This is a genomic window from Providencia sp. NPDC089933, from assembly GCF_049545585.1.
Classification (GTDB): domain Bacteria; phylum Pseudomonadota; class Gammaproteobacteria; order Enterobacterales; family Enterobacteriaceae; genus Providencia; species Providencia huashanensis.
Genome location: NZ_JBMWDT010000007.1, coordinates 165,375 through 181,710 on the forward strand (window position 1 = coordinate 165,375; position 16,336 = coordinate 181,710).

Consider the following 16,336-nt stretch of genomic DNA (forward strand, 5'->3'; position numbering starts at 1 on the left):
ATGAGTTAATTTTGACTCCGATACGGGGGAAGACATGGTTGCATTAGACAAAGATCTGCAATCCAGACAGCTAGCAAGAGAGCTAGTTCGAAACGCGAAGCAAGCGCAGAAAGAATTCGCGACATTTTCGCAGGAAAAAATCGACAGTATTGTTAAACACATTGCTATTGAGTCTGCACTTCATGCAGAAGAGTTGGCAAAAATGGCCAATGAAGAGACAGGGTTTGGGAAGTGGCAAGATAAAGTCCTGAAGAATACCTTCGCTTCAATGCGTGTTTATGAGCACATCAAAGATCTAAAAACCGTTGGCATCATTAATGATGACAAAGTCAACAAAGTTATGGATGTGGGGGTACCTCTTGGTGTTATCACAGCGTTAGTACCTTCTACTAATCCGACATCAACCATCATCTACAAAACGTTGATTGCCTTGAAGGCTGGTAACGCAATCGTCTTCTCCCCTCATCCAAATGCTAAAGCATGCAGTTTCCGTACGTTAGAAATAGTCAAAAAAGCCGCACTAGAAGCGGGCGCACCAGCAGGTATCGTTGATGCAGTCACTATGTTGACTCTTGAAGCAACGAAAGAACTGATGCACAGCAAAGACGTTTCATTAATTTTGGCAACGGGTGGTGAAGGCATGGTACGTGCAGCCTATGCATCAGGCACACCAACCATTAGTGGCGGCCCGGGTAATGGCCCTGCATTTATTGAACGTAGTGCTAATATCAAGCAAGCAGTCAGTGACATTATCACCAGTAAAACTTTCGATAATGGTGTGATCTGCGCATCTGAACAATCCATTATTGTTGAGCGTTGTATCTATAACGAAGTCCATCGTGAACTCCTTGCCCAAGGTGCTTACTTCATGAATGAAGAAGAAGCGAAGCGTATGGCATCCATGTTGCTTAGAGCGAACGGCACTATCAACCCTGAAGTGGTAGGTAAAGATGCGATTACTTTAAGCCAACGAGCAGGTTTCGCTGTCCCTGCGAATACCCGTGTATTAATTGCATTACAAGATACCGTTTCCCCTAAAAACCCGTACTCCCGTGAAAAATTGTGCCCAATTTTAGGGATGTATATCGAAGAAGACTGGCAATCAGCTTGTCATCGTGTGGTTGACTTACTGACCAACGAGGGCTTAGGCCATACCTTGGTTATTCACACTCAAAACGAAGATGTTATTCGCCAGTTCTCTCTCGAAAAACCCGTTAACCGCATTTTAATTAACACACCAGCGGCGCTTGGTGGTATCGGGGCAACCACCAATATTACGCCTGCATTAACATTGGGGTGTGGCGCAGTGGGTGGGGGTTCTAGCTCAGATAATGTAGGGCCAATGAATCTACTGAACATCCGCAAAGTGGGTTATGGCGTACGTTCAATTGAAGATTTAAGGCAACCCACTCAGCCTTGTACAACTGCACAACCTGCGGTGTCTGCAACGGTAACTCAACCGCAAGTCAGTATTTTTGATGATAACCGCTTCCGTAACCCTGTTGCGGCGACAACATCACCCGTAGCTGTCCATCCAATAGGTGATGACCGATTTGGTGGTGCGGTGACAACGGCTGCGGTTACTGAGGCTGTCGTTTCTCACGGTGATATCAGTGAAGAAAATGTTGAGCAGATCATCAAGGCCGTTCTCGGACGCCTAAATAAGTAACTCATTGGAATAAGGCGGTATAAACCATGATCCTTGCAAAGGTAGTCGGGCATGTTGTTGCAACGCAGAAATGCCAAGAACTTAGCGGCAGTAACTTACTGATGGTAACAAAGCTAGGGGATGACCTTGAACCGTTGAAAAACAAAACGTATGTGGCAGTTGACAGTGTTGGTGCTGGTATCAATGACATTGTTTTAGCTGAAGCTTACTTCGCTTTGAATAAAGACAATTACAAAGCCATGTCAGTGGTTGCCATTGTGGAAAAGGTTTATACCAAGGAGTAAAAACAGCATGAACCAGTTTTTGATTAAACCTAAAGTCCAATTCGGTGCTAACGCATTGGATTTTATCTCACAAATGAGTGCTCACCATGCATTTATCGTCACTGACAAAGCGATGGTGAAGTTTGGCTTAGCTGATGAAGTCACTCGCAGGCTAACCCAAAGTGGCATCACCTTTTCGATTTACGATGATGTTGTGCCAGATCCAGACATTTCAGCCATCGTTAACGGCATGAAAATAATGGATAGGCAATACCCAGATGTGGTGATTGCACTCGGTGGTGGGTCGGTGATTGATGCTGCGAAAGCTGTTATTTACTCCCTTTGGCACACGAAAAAAGACCCCAATCGAGTTAAACCGCAGTTTATCGCTATTCCAACCACCAGTGGAACAGGCTCTGAAGTGACATCATTTTCCGTGATCAAGTCTCAGTCTGAAAAACTGGTTTTGGTTGATGAGTTTATGTTGCCAGATGTAGCTATTTTAGACCCCGCACTAGTGAAATCTGTGCCAGCTTCTATTACTGCGGATACAGGAATGGATGTGCTGTGCCATGCATTGGAAGCGTATGTTTCGCGTACCGCTTCTGATTTTTCCGATGCATTGGCAGAAAAAGCCGTGCAATTAGTCTTTGGTCATTTAATTGATTGCTACCGTGAAGGCAGCAATTTAGTGGCTCGCGAAAAAATGCACAACGCGTCATGTATTGCAGGAATGGCTTTCACTAATGCCTCCCTTGGGATAACGCACAGTTTGGCTCATGCATTAGGTGGTGTGTTCCATATCCCACATGGCCGCGCCAACGCTCTGTTAATGGCACAAGTGGTTGCTTTCAATGCAGATTTAGAAGGCCGTTGTGACACTGAGGCAGCGAAACGCTACGCCAATCTTGCGAAAAATTTAGATTTACCCGCGTCATCAATACGTGAAGGCGTTGAAAGCCTGATGGTGGCGATCAACGTATTGAAAGATGAAATGAACCTGCCAAAAGGCATTCAAGCAACAGGTATCAATGAATTCGATTTTAACGCCCGTTTAGGGGAAATGGTTGGGCAAGCACTGCGCGATAGTTGCACGCCGACCAATCCACGGGATGTGAGCAAGGTGCAACTGGAAGCGCTGTATAGACAGTCTTTTTAACAGTTAACGCTTTATGTGATGAACAACAAACTAGAAAGAACATCAGGATAGGCTAACATGAATAAATATGCTTTGACCCCACGCGTAAAAATGCTGGCTGAACGCTTAAGTGCCCGCAACAGTTCAATTATTACTGAACGAGCTAATATTTTAGAAGCATTGGGTAACCAATTATCCGGTGCGCCGCAGGCGATTAAACCTGCTCAACGTTTTTATGAGTTTATCCGCCATTTTCCAGCCTTTATCGGGCAAGACGAGTTGATTATTGGTAGCCAATCATCAACCCCACGTGGTGCTATTTTCCATACTGAAAATGAAATTAATAGCCACAGTATTTATACCTTTTTAGCAGGCGACAGTAACGTCGATGCGCCAGATTACTTAGCAGTATTAAACGTAGGCTTTTTAGCTATCAAAGCGCAGCTAGAAAATAAAGTGAGAAATATTGGTAGCGCAGTGAGCCGCAATAGCATTGATGAGGCAAATAATTGCCGCTCTGCGATTTATGCGTGTGATGCAGCAATCCACTTTGCGCAATCTTTAGCGACGAAAGCTGAAAGCATGGCAGCAATCGAATCGAACCAATATCGCCGTGCGGAGCTGCAAGAAAGCGCAGCAATTTTGCGCAATGTGCCTGCTAAACCTGCGCAAACTTTCAAGGAAGCTTGCCAAGCCTTTTATTTATTACAGCTGATCTTGCACTTAGAAAATGGCAGCTATGCGGTTAATCCAATGGGATTTGATAAAGCCGTTTATCCATTCTACCAACGCGATATTGAACAAGGCCGTTTAACTCAGGCGCAAGCTTATGAAATTGTAGAAAGTTTATGGCTGAAACTGGCTGAGCTTTCAGAAGTTCGCTCAACCAAGCAAGTTGATGGCTACCCAATGTTCGATGCATTAAAAGACGGTATCTATCTGAATGATCCTTGTGTTTGCATTAACGAGTTGTCTGGCATGATGTTATCCGCTAATGAAAATATCAGTGCTATCAATAATGGGTTAAAAGTCCGTTTATATTGCGGTAAAAACAGTGTTCAGCCGCAATACGCAGCGCCAAATGCGAATTATATTGCTCCAACAGCACAAGCGGAAACTGAATTCAAAGTTATGGAAGGTTTAACGCCCCGCTTACAACGCTTGCGCAATCGCTACTTAGAAGCGCGTCCAAGTGTGTCTATCTACCGCGCACTCGCCTTCACTGAAGTTGTCAAAAATAACCCAGGTTTACCGCCAATTTTATTGCGTGCGAAAGCGTTCCGCCGAGCTTGTGAAACGGCACCAATCCTAATTCAACCCGAAGAGCTGATTGTGGGTCATCCATGTGGTAAAGCCCGTGCGGGTGCATTCTCACCGGATATCGCATGGCGTTGGGTAGTCGAAGAACTCGATACCATGAGCACGCGTCCACAAGACCCATTTGTTATCTCAGAAGAAGACAAAAAAGTGATCCGCGAGGAAATTGCTCCGTTCTGGGAAGGGCGCTCTCTGGATGAAATTTGTGAAGCACAATACCGTGAAGCGGGGGTATGGGAATTCAGTGGTGAAACATTTGTCAGTGACTTGTCTTATCACCAAATCAACGGTGGTGGTGATACCTGCCCAGGCTATGACGTTTTATTATTCACCAAAGGAATGAATGGCATTAAAGCGGATGCTCAGGCGAAATTAGCTGAGTTGAGCATGGAAAACCCAGATGACATTGACCGCATTTATTTCTATAAAGCGTCAATTGAAACCTGTGAAGGGGTTGTTGCTTATTCACATCGTATTGCTGCACATGCGCGTGAATTAGCCGTACTTGAATCAGACCAAAAACGCCGTGAAGAATTACTGACTATCGCGCAGGTGAATGAAAATGTACCTGCTAACCCGCCGGTGACATTACAAGAAGCATTACAAAGCATTTGGACGGTTGAGTCATTATTTGAAATTGAAGAAAACCAAACCGGTCTTTCTTTAGGGCGTCTCGACCAATATTGCTTACCAATGTATGAAAACGACATCAAAACAGGCCGTTTAACTGAAGACCAAGCATTAGAGATGATGCAGGCATTTATCATCAAGTGTGCCGAGTTAATGTGGATGTCGAGTGAGCTAGGTGCGAAATACTTCGCAGGTTATCAGCCATTTATCAACTTAACTGTTGGTGGACAAAAACGTTCTGGTGGTGATGCTTGTAACGATTTGACCTATTTAATAATGGATGCGGTTCGCTTTGTGAAAGTGTATCAGCCATCTCTGGCATGCCGTATTCATAACCAATCACCACAGAAATACATGGAGAAAATCGTTGATGTGGTGAAAGCCGGTATGGGCTTCCCAGCCTGTCACTTCGATGATTCCCACATCAAAATGATGCTACGTAAAGGCTTTGATTTTGAAGATGCGCGTGACTACTGCTTAATGGGGTGTGTAGAGCCACAAAAATCAGGCCGTATTTATCAATGGACATCAACAGGTTATACCCAGTGGCCAATTGCGATTGAATTTGTGCTAAACCGTGGTCGCATGGTGTTATTTGATAGCTATCAAGGCTTAGATACGGGTGACTTACGTGAGCTGAAAACTTTCGAAGACTTTGATAATGCAGTAAAAGCACAGATTGGCCACATTGTTCGTTTATCGGCTATCGGGACTGTTATCAGCCAGCGTGTACATCGCGATGTAGCTCCAAAACCCTTGATGTCTTTACTGGTAGAAGGTTGTATGGAAAAAGGGAAGGACGTTGCAGCTGGCGGGGCGATGATCAACCACGGCCCAGGGCTGATTTTCTCAGGCCTTGCCACCTATGTTGACTCGATTGTTGCTATTCGTAAATTGGTTTATGAAGAGGGCCGCTACACGCTTGAGCAAATCCGCGATGGCTTACTCGCAAACTTTGAAGGCTATGACGAATTACGTCGTGACTGCTTAAATGCGCCTAAGTTTGGTAACGATGATGACTATGTTGACCAATATGCGCTGGATATCACCGAGTGGACAGAGCGTGAGTGCCGTAAATATGACATGTTGTATTCAACATTGAGTCACGGAACCTTATCCATTTCCAACAATACCCCAATTGGTGAATTGACCGCAGCAAGTGCTAACGGCCGTTTAGCGTGGATGCCACTCTCGGATGGTATCAGCCCAACACAAGGTGCGGACAAACAAGGCCCTACTGCCATCATCAAATCAATCAGCAAGATGAATGTTGAGACGATGAACATCGGTATGGTGCATAACTTTAAGTTCTTAAAAGGCTTATTGGATACACCGGAAGGGCGTCATGGCTTAATCACGTTACTGAGAACCGCCTCTATTTTAGGTAACGGGCAAATGCAGTTTAGTTATGTAGATAACGAAATGCTGAAAAAAGCACAGCAAGAGCCTGAAAAATACCGAGATTTAATCGTTCGTGTTGCAGGTTACAGCGCATATTTCGTTGAGCTTTGTAAAGAGGTTCAAGATGAGATTATCAGCCGTACTGTAATTGAGAAGTTCTAAACCAGCGTTGGCAGGTATGACTTCATACCTGCCGTTTCATAATAACAATAATAAATTTGAACTGATTTTAGAGGTGTAGTGATGAGCGCGGCAGAGATTAAAGGTCGGATATTTAATATCCAAAAATACTCAATTTATGATGGCGATGGCATTCGAACGCTGATTTTCTTAAAAGGGTGCAATATTCGCTGCCCATGGTGTGCTAATCCAGAAGGACTAAGTAGCCAGTTTCAAGTGATGTTTTCTCACGACAAATGTGTGAATTGTGGGAAATGTGTCGATGTTTGCCCTACCGGTATCCATTACAAAACCATTAATGAACAAGGTGAACAGATTCACCGTGTCAATCGCAGTATTGACTGTATTGGTTGTCGTAAATGCGAAGAAGTGTGTATTGGCGGTGCGTTAGACATTATGGGCAAAGATGTCACGGTAGCCGAAATGATGGAAATCATTATGCAAGATTATGATTTTTATATCTCTTCCGGTGGTGGTGTAACAATCGGTGGTGGCGAAATGAGCCTACAAACCGACTTTGCTGTTGCCCTACTGCGTGAGTGTAAAAAAATGATGATCAACACCGCCGTAGAAACACAAGGAACAACCTCATTAGCCAACTATGAAAAGCTAGCTGAAGTTGTCGACCTATTTTTGTATGACATTAAACATATCGATACGGTACAGCATAAAAACTTATTCGGTATTGGGAATGAAAATGTTCGCCGTAATCTTGAAAGGTTGGTGGAACTTGGCGCTAACATCGTCGTTCGTATGCCGTTAGTCCGTGGATACAACGATTCATTTGATGCCATTACTGGTGCGATTAATTATGCGATGGAATTATCCAAACGCGGCAATGTAAAGCGCATCGATATTTTACCTTATCACCAGTTGGGTCGTGGCAAATACGACAAGTTAGAGATGATTTACCCGGTTAAACAAGACCCAACCTATAGTGCTGAAGAGTTAGATCAACTTGAAGCGTTCTTTAAGCAATTCGATTTCGATATTCGACTGGTTCGTCACTAAGTCACAAAGTAGGAGAGACAGATGAAAAGTTTAGGTGTGATTGAAACTCGGGGGCTGACATCCGCCATACAAGCCGCAGATGCAGCATGTAAAGCCGCTAGTGTAGAAATTATAGGTTATCGGAAAATAGGTTCTGGGTTGGTATCAGTTTGTTTTCAAGGTGAAATTAGTGCAGTTCGCACTGCGGTTGATCATGGCATTGACGTGATAGCGAATAGCCAACTGCTTGTCGGCTCATTAGTGATTGCTCGCCCAGAAGAAAGTGTGACGGCTAAATTGTTAACGGTGAAAAGTAAAAAGGGTGAATTAGAAAAAAGCATTGAAAAGACAGAAAAAGGACAAAGTTCATCAGAAAGTGAAACGGTTGAAGCAAAACCTCAACATACTGCGCCTGAAGTAAAAGAGGATACCAGTGTAAAAGAGACCAAAAATGACCTACGCAAAGGTAAAAAATCATGATTAATGAGCAGTTGATGGGCAAAATTTTATCCCGTCTTTCAACCAATAGCTTTGCTCAAGGAATACAACCGAACATTGCAATTCCTGTCGGTATTTCAAATCGTCATGTTCACCTGTCACAGCAAGATGTTGAAGCGTTGTTTGGTCAAGGATATCAACTGACACCATTCAAAGATTTAAAGCAGCCAGGGCAATTTGCAGCCAAGGAATGTGTCATGGTGGTTGGGCCAAAAGGGTCGATAAGCAAAGTGAGAGTCTTAGGGCCTGTTCGCCCAAAAACGCAACTTGAAGTGTCCAAAGCGGATTGTTTTGCACTGGGTATTAAAGCGCCAGTGAGAGAGTCAGGAGATTTAACGGGCTCAGGTAACGCTTTATTGATCGGCCCTGCTGGGCACGTCAACCTTGAGTCGCAAGTTATTTGTGCTCAGCGTCATATTCATATGAGTGTGATGGATGCGAGGTCACTCAATGTGGTGAATGGGCAAAAGGTAAATATCCGTACTGAGGGTGAGCGTAGCTTAGTATTTGATGAGGTTATCGTGAGAGTGGATGAGCGGTTTTCTCTTGAATTTCATATTGATACAGATGAAGCGAATGCTGCGGGTTTACGTAATAACGATAGCGTATTTATTGCGGGTTAAGGAACGGTGGCAAAATGAACGAAAAACTGATCGAGCAAATTGTGCAACAAGTTTTACGTCAGTTAAAACGACAAGTTTTGGTTGTGTTATCACCGGTTGAGGGCTATCAGCAAGCTATTTACCAAAGGTTAGCGCAGCTAGATTCTGTTTGTTTTTCCTTTTATGCCACCGCATCAATGCTTCAGTCTTCGAATATGGAGAAATGGGCTGAGCTAGGACATGTTATAGACAAAAATACGTTATCAATAAATAAGTTAAGCCGCTATAGCTGCCTATTTTTACCTTTTATTGATGCAAAAGTTGTCGGTGAAATTGCCAGTGGTTTATTTGTTAGTGAGGAAAGTGAATTAACTTTACACGCACTATCACAAAATATTCCTATATTGGCATTGAAATACCATTGCTGCCCAGAAAGTGAATTAAGCCATATCTTAGGTTTAAATAAAAATGAAAATTATAATCATCTTATTAAAGAAAATATCAGTAAAGCAATTAACTTAGGTATTCAGTTTTTTCCATTAAATGAAATTGAAAAAAAGTTACTAACTCATGATATTTCTAAATATTTAAAACCTGAAATAACTAATGAAACTCCAAGTCGCTATATTACTTTAAAAGAAGTAATGAATAACCCTAGGGGGTATTGCGCGAATGAAAATAAATTAACAGATTCTGCAATTGATTATTTAAAATCATTGAAATAATAAAATAAATTTAGCGTATTAAAAATCATCTTAATTTTCTATTTATTGTAGGAGTATTATCTATGTCCCCTAAAGCAAAATCATGGCTTTGGATGTTGGCGGTTATTATTTCTGAAACCTCAGCAACATCAACGCTAAAAATGTTTGATAATAGTGAAGGAATGACAAAATCGTTATTATTGGCATTAATCGTCGTACTGTATGTTATTTGTTATTATTCACTTTCTCGCGCTGTTAAATATATTCCGGTGGGTTTAGCTTATGCAACATGGTCAGGAACAGGGATATTAATGGTTTCTACTCTTGGCATGTTATTTTATGGTCAGCATCCAGATACTGCCGCAATGATAGGCATGGCTGTAATAGCAAGTGGTATTGTAATTATGAATCTATTTTCCAAAATGGGTTCTGATGAAGAAGCCGAAGAGCCTAAAGCTGAAGCTTCATTATTATCAGCAAAAAATAAAGCAGCTCACTAATTTAAATTTAAGGGGAATATTATGTTTACTGGATTTTTATGGTTAGCGCTTTCTATTGGCTCAGAAATAACAGGCACATCCATGATTAAAAAGACCAACAGCTTTAGTAAGTTGGGGCCTTCAGTATTAGTCATTATTGCATATTGCTTATGCTATTTTGCATTGACTCGCGCAATGGGGTATATCCCTGTCGGAGTCGCTTACTCATTATGGTGTGGGTTTGGGATTGTCGGTGTAACGTTAGTTTCTATGGTGTTATATAAACAAAAGCCTGATTTTCCTGCTGTCTTTGCGATGGGGTTAATTATCTCTGGCGGGATAATTATGAATACATTCTCCACTATGTAATTAATACATTAGTTTAATTGCTACTCTCAGAACTTTATTATTATTTTGCTCATTACGTTGCCTTCATTTTAGTGTGAGGGCTTTTTTTTAAGTAACCGAAGCTATTGATGCTTCTACAACATAAAATGATTGCCTAGCGATAAAAAGCTAAATCCGTTCTATGTTACTTTACAGAAGATAAGTGAATTAATTCAGGAATAGATTTATGCAAATTATTGAGTGGGATGATTTTACTCGGGTAGAAATGCGAGTCGGTACGATTATTCGTGCCGAAGTGAATAGTAAAGCTAAAAAGCCAGCTTACGTAATGGACGTGGATTTAGGCGAGTTGGGAATTAAACGTTCCAGCGCACAAATTACCGTCAACTATACACCAGAAGATTTGATTGGTAAGCAGGTGCTATGTGTTTGTAATTTTGAGGTGAAACGGATAGCAGGGATCAAATCCGAGGTATTAATCACGGGTGCACCGGATGAAACAGGGGCGATTGTTCTTGCAGAATTTAACCTGCCTCTACCGAATGGTGCGCTTTTAGCATAATGCTCGTCATTCTTTGTATTATCGTGTTGTTGGCTTCGCTCACTCGCCCTAGTCACATACTTTTGTATGCCCCTAGGGGCTCGTTTGCTTGCGGCCTAGCGTAGTCGGCGCCATCGCTGCCATTTATCAGTAAAAAGGTTATACTACTATCATCTGTATCAGTAGGAGTGTGATCTTTTGCTATTGCCTGAACTTCATTTTCGCCAATATTCAGACGAAGTCATTTCTCATCAACATGATGGGCAGTGGCAAGTCGTTTTGTCGTTATCTGGGCAAATGGAAATCAATATGCATCGCCAACATTTTTTACTTAATGCAGGCAATGGAGTAGTGATCCCGCCAAGTGTTAATCACGCTTTTAGTGGGCAAGTCGGCAATCAAAATTATGTATTAGAAATGCCCGCCACAGCTCAGTGGGCATTGAGTGAGAAAATGACGCAGTTCACTTTGACTCCTGCCGCTGTCGGTCTTTTGAATTGGTTGCAAAGTTTCCCGCAAGCACCTGAACATAATTTTACGGTTGCCCGCTTATTATTGGCTCAACTAAAGCCTGAAAATAAATGGATTGATGAAGTTTCTCAGTGGGTTGAACTACGCTTACATCACCCTATTAGCTGTGAAGATATGGCGACAGCTTTTTGTATGTCGATAAGTACGCTCCAACGCAAAATAAAGGCTGAAACACAATTAACGGCGATGCAGTTTTTATTACATAAACGGATGGAAGCTGTGGGGAGCTTATTGCTAACAAATATTCCGATAGAACAAATCGCATTAACAGTCGGCTATGATTCACATTCCGCATTTAGTCATGCATTTCGTAAATTTTATGGTAAAACGCCGAATGAATATCGTATACAGAAATTTCACTTACGGTAGGTTACGACTCAGCGGCTTAGGTTAACTATTTAGAAATCGAATTATCACAATACGATGATAAAAATTAGCTACTTTTAAGCCGCCATTTTATTTTTCTGCCGCTATACCATGCGTATCCCTTCGAATGGGTTCCAACCATCTAGCCCTTTAGTTTCTTTAATATAGTAAGCATAGTTAGCAACCATCGCCCACATCACTGAAATACCTACCGATAACCCAGTATAAGCACCATTAGGGATAGTTCCACCTACCATAAAATCAATAATATTTAAGACAAGGCCTATCGCTATAGAAATACCAAGCATCACCAGACCTTTCTTCCAAAGCCCTAATATTAGGAAGTAAATAATACCGAAGAAAAAAGCAAAAAAATTCATGTTAATTAAAAGGCGCTCGCCAAAGGACGCTGCTTTTAATGCAGTTTTAAATTCAGGTGTACTCGGTGAGCCATACTTTTCAAAAAAGTCGAAACGTTTTTGCCATTTATTAGAGTATTGTTTTTGTTCCATTTCCCATTCCTTGTTGATATATAATATAAAATAGGGATTGATAATACTTATATGTTTATATAAAAACAGTGGGAAATAGTCTTAATATGACTATTGCAGAGCTTTCTTAATACAGTATGCAGAAGCTATAAATAGAAAAGATATTAAGAAGATAAAAGGCTAGTGGCTATTTACTAATCTATTTACGTAAAGTTACTTTGTTTCTGAATTATTGGTTATTTTCTCAGAAATAGAGTTTGAGTAATTACCATGCAAGAAGTCAGTATTTACATTGGCTTGTCTAAGTTTTAATTCAAGTAAAGCAAATTGTTTGCTAATGCTTGAATAATTGGGGTCGTCGGTTGAAAGACTTTGCAACATATTACTTAATGTCAGAGCATCTTTTCTTTGCTGTAATTCTGGGGGTAAATACCCCGAATTTTTCAAGAGCCGATACCCAGCCTTAAGCTCTGGTGGAACCAAACTATCATCTTCAAGCTGCAACGGCTGACCTTCTCCCTTTAAACTCGATAGTTCACCTTTGTTTAACGCTTCTTGAATATGGCGTTCAGCCCAAAGATCGATAACTGACATAATAGTGACCCCGAAAATTGATTTTATACCATTATAGCCTTTCATATTCGCTGAATGAAGGCTGGTATATTATGCTTCATTAGCGTTGTTATTACGAATAATCAATAAGGTTTTATCGAGTATTGATAAATGGAGGTTTAACTATTTATATAAAATAAAACTGCTAAAAATTGATATATATTTAGTGATAAATGATGAAAAATGGTTATTAATAATGTGTAAATTGTTATGTTGAGCACATTTATAGAAATTAATTTACGAGGCTTTCTTTGGTTCTATATCTCTAGTTTAATTAAATTAATAGTTTTAATGGCTGATTAAGTGATTGCACTCCTGATTTTTATGAATCTTATGTCTAATTTGTATAAATTTTGTTGATTTGCAATTATCTATTTGTAAATAGCAAAAAAGAAAAACATTGTGTAATGTCCGTTTTTCTTGTTTATAAGGAGAAAATATGGAACAAAAAAAGCAAGAGGGAAGCCGTTTTTTGCGAACGGTAGAGTGGTTAGGTAATGCTTTACCACATCCCGTTATTTTATTTATTATTTTGATTGCCATTTTATTAGTTTCTTCAGCAATTGGTCAGTACTTTGGTGTCAGTGTGGTTGATCCTCGTCCAGAAGGCGCAAAAGGGCGCGCGGAAGATGGTATTATTCACATTGTGAGTCTATTGGATGCCGAAGGGATCCGAAAAATTATTGCCAATGTTGTCACAAACTTTACAGGGTTTGCACCATTAGGGACGGTGCTTGTCGCACTATTAGGGGTTGGGATTGCAGAACGGGCAGGCTTACTATCTGCCGCTATGCGCTTAGTTGTGACCAAAGCTCCACGAAAATTAACCACTATGGCGATTGTGTTTGCCGGGATCATGTCAAACACCGCTGCAGAGTTGGGCTATGTGGTTCTTATTCCACTGGCTGCCATTATTTTCCATTCATTAGGTCGTCACCCTTTAGCGGGTCTTGCTGCTGCATTTGCTGGGGTTTCAGGCGGCTATTCAGCAAACTTATTATTGGGTACAGTTGACCCGTTACTTTCTGGTATCACTCAGCAGGCTGCACAAATCATTGACCCAACGTATATCGTGGGTGCAGAAGCAAACTGGTACTTTATGTTTGCCAGTACGTTTTTAATTACTATTTTAGGTTATTTGATCACTGAAAAAATTGTTGAGCCGCAACTCGGTCCCTATACCGGTGGTGCGGTTGATGAGGATGAAAATAGCCTCTATGCTTCGGCAAATGTCACCCCACTAGAGAAAAAAGCATTATTTTGGGCCTCTGTGACTTTTTGGGGATTGGCGGCGATTCTGGCGTTAATGGTAGTACCAGAAAACGGAATATTACGTAACCAAGATACTGGGTTAGTTAGTAACTCTCCTTTCTTGAAAGGAATTGTGGTCTTTATCTTTGTTTTTTTCGCGGTTCCAGGGATTGTGTACGGCTATATTGCCAAAACCATGCGCTCAGATAAGGATATTGTTGACGCAATGGCAGGGGCAATGAGTACACTTGGTTTATACCTTGTTATTATTTTCTTTGCAGCACAATTCGTCGCTTTCTTTGGCTGGACAAACATTGGGCAAGTTATTGCGGTTAAAGGTGCTAACTTCTTAAATAGTATCGACCTTCACGGTGGTGTTCTATTTATTGGCTTTATTCTTATCTGTGCATTTATTAACTTAATGATTGGCTCTGCATCCGCTCAATGGGCTGTTACTGCGCCTATCTTCGTACCGATGTTGATGTTGGCGGGTTATGCGCCAGAAACTATCCAAGCGGCATATCGTATTGGGGACTCAGTCACTAATATTATCACCCCAATGATGAGCTATTTTGGGTTGATTATGGCGATTGTCGTGAAATATAAAAAGGATGCAGGTATAGGGACATTGGTTTCAATGATGTTGCCATACTCTATTATCTTTTTTATCGGATGGTCAATATTCTTCATAGTCTGGGTATTTGTATTAGGTATTCCAGTCGGACCGGGCTCCCCAATTTATTTTACTCCGGGTAGTTAGTTTTTTTATTAGGTATAACCTGTCTTAAAGAGGGTTATACCTTTTTACTTTTAAGCGATAGGCTACAATACGCGTTTGGCTTAGCCAGTTCAGTCAGTTTATGGTGAGGAGGATGTGAATTTCAGCGTGTAGGTTTTTATTTAGGAATTAATCAAGCCCTTCCCATAAATAGTCTTTCAATTTTATCTTATCGTTCAAACCAAAAATAATACTTTCATCTATCAGTGCTTGTTTATGGCGCAGATAGCACTCGCCCTTAACGGATAATTTCCCCTGACCATTAATGATACGGTGGCAAGGTAAAGTACTGCCCGCCGGAATGGTTCGAATTGCTTGGCAAACTTGGCGTACATGGGCTGGGTAACCCGCCATTTTCGCCAGCGTTCCGTAAGTCACGACCCTACCTTTAGGGATGCTTCCTATGAGGCTATAAATGATGTCTCGAAAAGATGGTGCATTGTTCATGGTTATGGTCTCAATTACGATGAGTGTTTGTTAACCTAACTTATAAGATGATACTAGCCATTATTCTGTTCTAAACAGGTTTTAATGGCAAATATGACCCAAACTTAGGTAAAGCGTTGGATAAGTATTAAGGGCGGGATAGAAGCCCTAGAGAATGTGATTCTATAAAGAGACCTAATCTTAACAGGTAGTACACCCCCAATGATCACTGGGCTTTACTGTTTTCCTATGAATTTTGCTCAGCCTGGCCAAGATGTGGCGACTCGTTTATTTCGAGCTGAAGAGGTAAACCTGAAGCCAGAGCAAAGGTTCCCTAATACCAGTAACAGAGTTTATACAGGTGAAGTTAGAGCGCATGAGATTGCACGAATAGCTACCCTTAATTTATTAACATTACCCAGCCCATCAACAACTGCACTACAAAAGTTGCTTCCCAATTTTTTTGCTCAAACAGATATTCACGTTAATATGTCTGTCCGCCCTTACGGAGAGATATATAACATCCTAGACACTATCGATGAACACCCCTATTACGATTTATTGCGTGTGGATGTGGCTTGTTTCCCTTGGTTTGCAGAGCGAACACTTGTTCCTCTAAATGCCATCGGAGGTGGACTCACTGATTTGCAATCGAAATTCACTGAGCAAAAGCAGAGTCGATTTTGCTTAGTCAACAATATAGCCTATGCAATGCCATTTGATGCAAGTGTACAGCTCCTGTTTTATCGTAAAGACCTGTTTGAAGACCCTATTACAAAGCGGATGTATTTTGAATCGACAGGAAAAGAATTAAAAGTGCCTACCACTTTTGAAGACTACGATAGAATAAGCCGATTTTTTTACGCGCATAGAGAAGCCGGAAATGAACATAAACCCTATGGTTCATCTTCAACGACAGGGAGTGCTGGGATAATTTCATCAGAATACTTACTGCGGTATTATGCCGCGGGAGGCTGTTTGATTGATTCTAGTTCTACTCCTAGCCTATCTCCACCGATTGCAGAAAAAGTGTTAGCTGAGTACATCCATCAGCTTTCATTTTCTGACAGGATCAACAGTGAATGGTGGGGGAATCAATAGCGCGGTTTGAATCAGGCGAT

General features: G+C 41.3%; 17 protein-coding genes. 14 read left to right on the top strand and 3 right to left on the bottom strand.

Annotated features, from left to right (window positions below):
• Positions 1 to 34: 34 nt before the first annotated feature.
• The 12 genes from ACPEH5_RS11920 to ACPEH5_RS11975 all read left to right on the top strand — a co-directional run bounded on the left by ACPEH5_RS11920 (position 35) and on the right by ACPEH5_RS11975 (position 11,660).
• Positions 35 to 1,669, top strand: a complete 1,635-nt coding sequence (locus ACPEH5_RS11920; protein WP_053083841.1) for an acetaldehyde dehydrogenase (acetylating) — start codon at positions 35 to 37, stop codon at positions 1,667 to 1,669.
• 26 nt (positions 1,670 to 1,695) lie between these two features.
• Positions 1,696 to 1,953, top strand: coding sequence for a EutN/CcmL family microcompartment protein (locus ACPEH5_RS11925; protein ID WP_004259057.1), 258 nt, complete (start codon positions 1,696 to 1,698; stop codon positions 1,951 to 1,953).
• Positions 1,954 to 1,960: 7 nt separating this feature from the next.
• Positions 1,961 to 3,091, top strand: a complete 1,131-nt coding sequence (locus ACPEH5_RS11930) for a 1-propanol dehydrogenase PduQ (protein ID WP_071548630.1) — start codon at positions 1,961 to 1,963, stop codon at positions 3,089 to 3,091.
• Positions 3,092 to 3,148: 57 nt separating this feature from the next.
• Complete coding sequence (gene cutC, locus ACPEH5_RS11935) at positions 3,149 to 6,580, top strand: choline trimethylamine-lyase (protein ID WP_166696480.1); 3,432 nt, start codon at positions 3,149 to 3,151, stop codon at positions 6,578 to 6,580.
• Positions 6,581 to 6,661: 81 nt separating this feature from the next.
• On the top strand, positions 6,662 to 7,609 hold the full coding sequence (gene cutD, locus ACPEH5_RS11940; RefSeq protein WP_198860937.1) for a choline TMA-lyase-activating enzyme: 948 nt from the start codon (positions 6,662 to 6,664) through the stop codon (positions 7,607 to 7,609).
• Positions 7,610 to 7,630: 21 nt separating this feature from the next.
• A complete protein-coding gene (locus ACPEH5_RS11945; protein WP_042845463.1) occupies positions 7,631 to 8,068 on the top strand; it encodes a BMC domain-containing protein in 438 nt (145 codons plus the stop codon).
• Positions 8,065 to 8,709 carry a phosphate propanoyltransferase gene (pduL, locus tag ACPEH5_RS11950; protein WP_048606020.1) on the top strand — a complete coding sequence of 215 codons (645 nt, stop codon included), beginning with the start codon at positions 8,065 to 8,067 and terminating at the stop codon, positions 8,707 to 8,709. The genes ACPEH5_RS11945 and pduL overlap by 4 nt, the downstream gene beginning before the upstream one ends.
• A gap of 14 nt (positions 8,710 to 8,723) precedes the next feature.
• Positions 8,724 to 9,413: a hypothetical protein gene (locus ACPEH5_RS11955; protein ID WP_042845458.1), complete on the top strand. Its 690-nt coding sequence runs from the start codon at positions 8,724 to 8,726 to the stop codon at positions 9,411 to 9,413.
• Between the two features lie 62 nt (positions 9,414 to 9,475).
• Positions 9,476 to 9,892 carry a DMT family transporter gene (locus ACPEH5_RS11960; protein WP_042845457.1) on the top strand — a complete coding sequence of 139 codons (417 nt, stop codon included), beginning with the start codon at positions 9,476 to 9,478 and terminating at the stop codon, positions 9,890 to 9,892.
• A 21-nt stretch (positions 9,893 to 9,913) separates the two neighbouring features.
• Complete coding sequence (locus ACPEH5_RS11965; protein ID WP_042845455.1) at positions 9,914 to 10,240, top strand: DMT family transporter; 327 nt, start codon at positions 9,914 to 9,916, stop codon at positions 10,238 to 10,240.
• A gap of 205 nt (positions 10,241 to 10,445) precedes the next feature.
• Positions 10,446 to 10,781 (top strand): tRNA-binding protein, encoded by a 336-nt coding sequence (locus ACPEH5_RS11970; RefSeq protein ID WP_042845453.1) that lies wholly within the window; start codon positions 10,446 to 10,448, stop codon positions 10,779 to 10,781.
• Positions 10,782 to 10,958: 177 nt separating this feature from the next.
• Positions 10,959 to 11,660: an AraC family transcriptional regulator gene (locus ACPEH5_RS11975; RefSeq protein WP_281110728.1), complete on the top strand. Its 702-nt coding sequence runs from the start codon at positions 10,959 to 10,961 to the stop codon at positions 11,658 to 11,660.
• 101 nt (positions 11,661 to 11,761) lie between these two features.
• Here ACPEH5_RS11975 and ACPEH5_RS11980 read toward each other — a convergent pair whose 3' ends face one another.
• Positions 11,762 to 12,169 (bottom strand): DUF2628 domain-containing protein, encoded by a 408-nt coding sequence (locus ACPEH5_RS11980; protein WP_048606024.1) that lies wholly within the window; start codon positions 12,167 to 12,169, stop codon positions 11,762 to 11,764.
• Between the two features lie 192 nt (positions 12,170 to 12,361).
• Positions 12,362 to 12,742, bottom strand: coding sequence for a DUF1992 domain-containing protein (locus tag ACPEH5_RS11985; protein WP_166686598.1), 381 nt, complete (start codon positions 12,740 to 12,742; stop codon positions 12,362 to 12,364).
• 457 nt (positions 12,743 to 13,199) lie between these two features.
• Between ACPEH5_RS11985 and ACPEH5_RS11990 the strand changes: the two genes are divergently transcribed.
• A complete protein-coding gene (locus tag ACPEH5_RS11990) occupies positions 13,200 to 14,771 on the top strand; it encodes an AbgT family transporter (RefSeq protein WP_042845449.1) in 1,572 nt (523 codons plus the stop codon).
• A gap of 147 nt (positions 14,772 to 14,918) precedes the next feature.
• On the opposite strand, the gene ACPEH5_RS11995 is transcribed toward ACPEH5_RS11990, so the two are convergent.
• Positions 14,919 to 15,236: an MGMT family protein gene (locus ACPEH5_RS11995; RefSeq protein ID WP_281110729.1), complete on the bottom strand. Its 318-nt coding sequence runs from the start codon at positions 15,234 to 15,236 to the stop codon at positions 14,919 to 14,921.
• 201 nt (positions 15,237 to 15,437) lie between these two features.
• On the opposite strand from ACPEH5_RS11995, the gene ACPEH5_RS12000 reads away from it, so the two are divergent.
• Positions 15,438 to 16,316, top strand: a complete 879-nt coding sequence (locus ACPEH5_RS12000) for an extracellular solute-binding protein (RefSeq protein ID WP_281110730.1) — start codon at positions 15,438 to 15,440, stop codon at positions 16,314 to 16,316.
• The last annotated feature ends 20 nt before the right edge of the window (positions 16,317 to 16,336 follow it).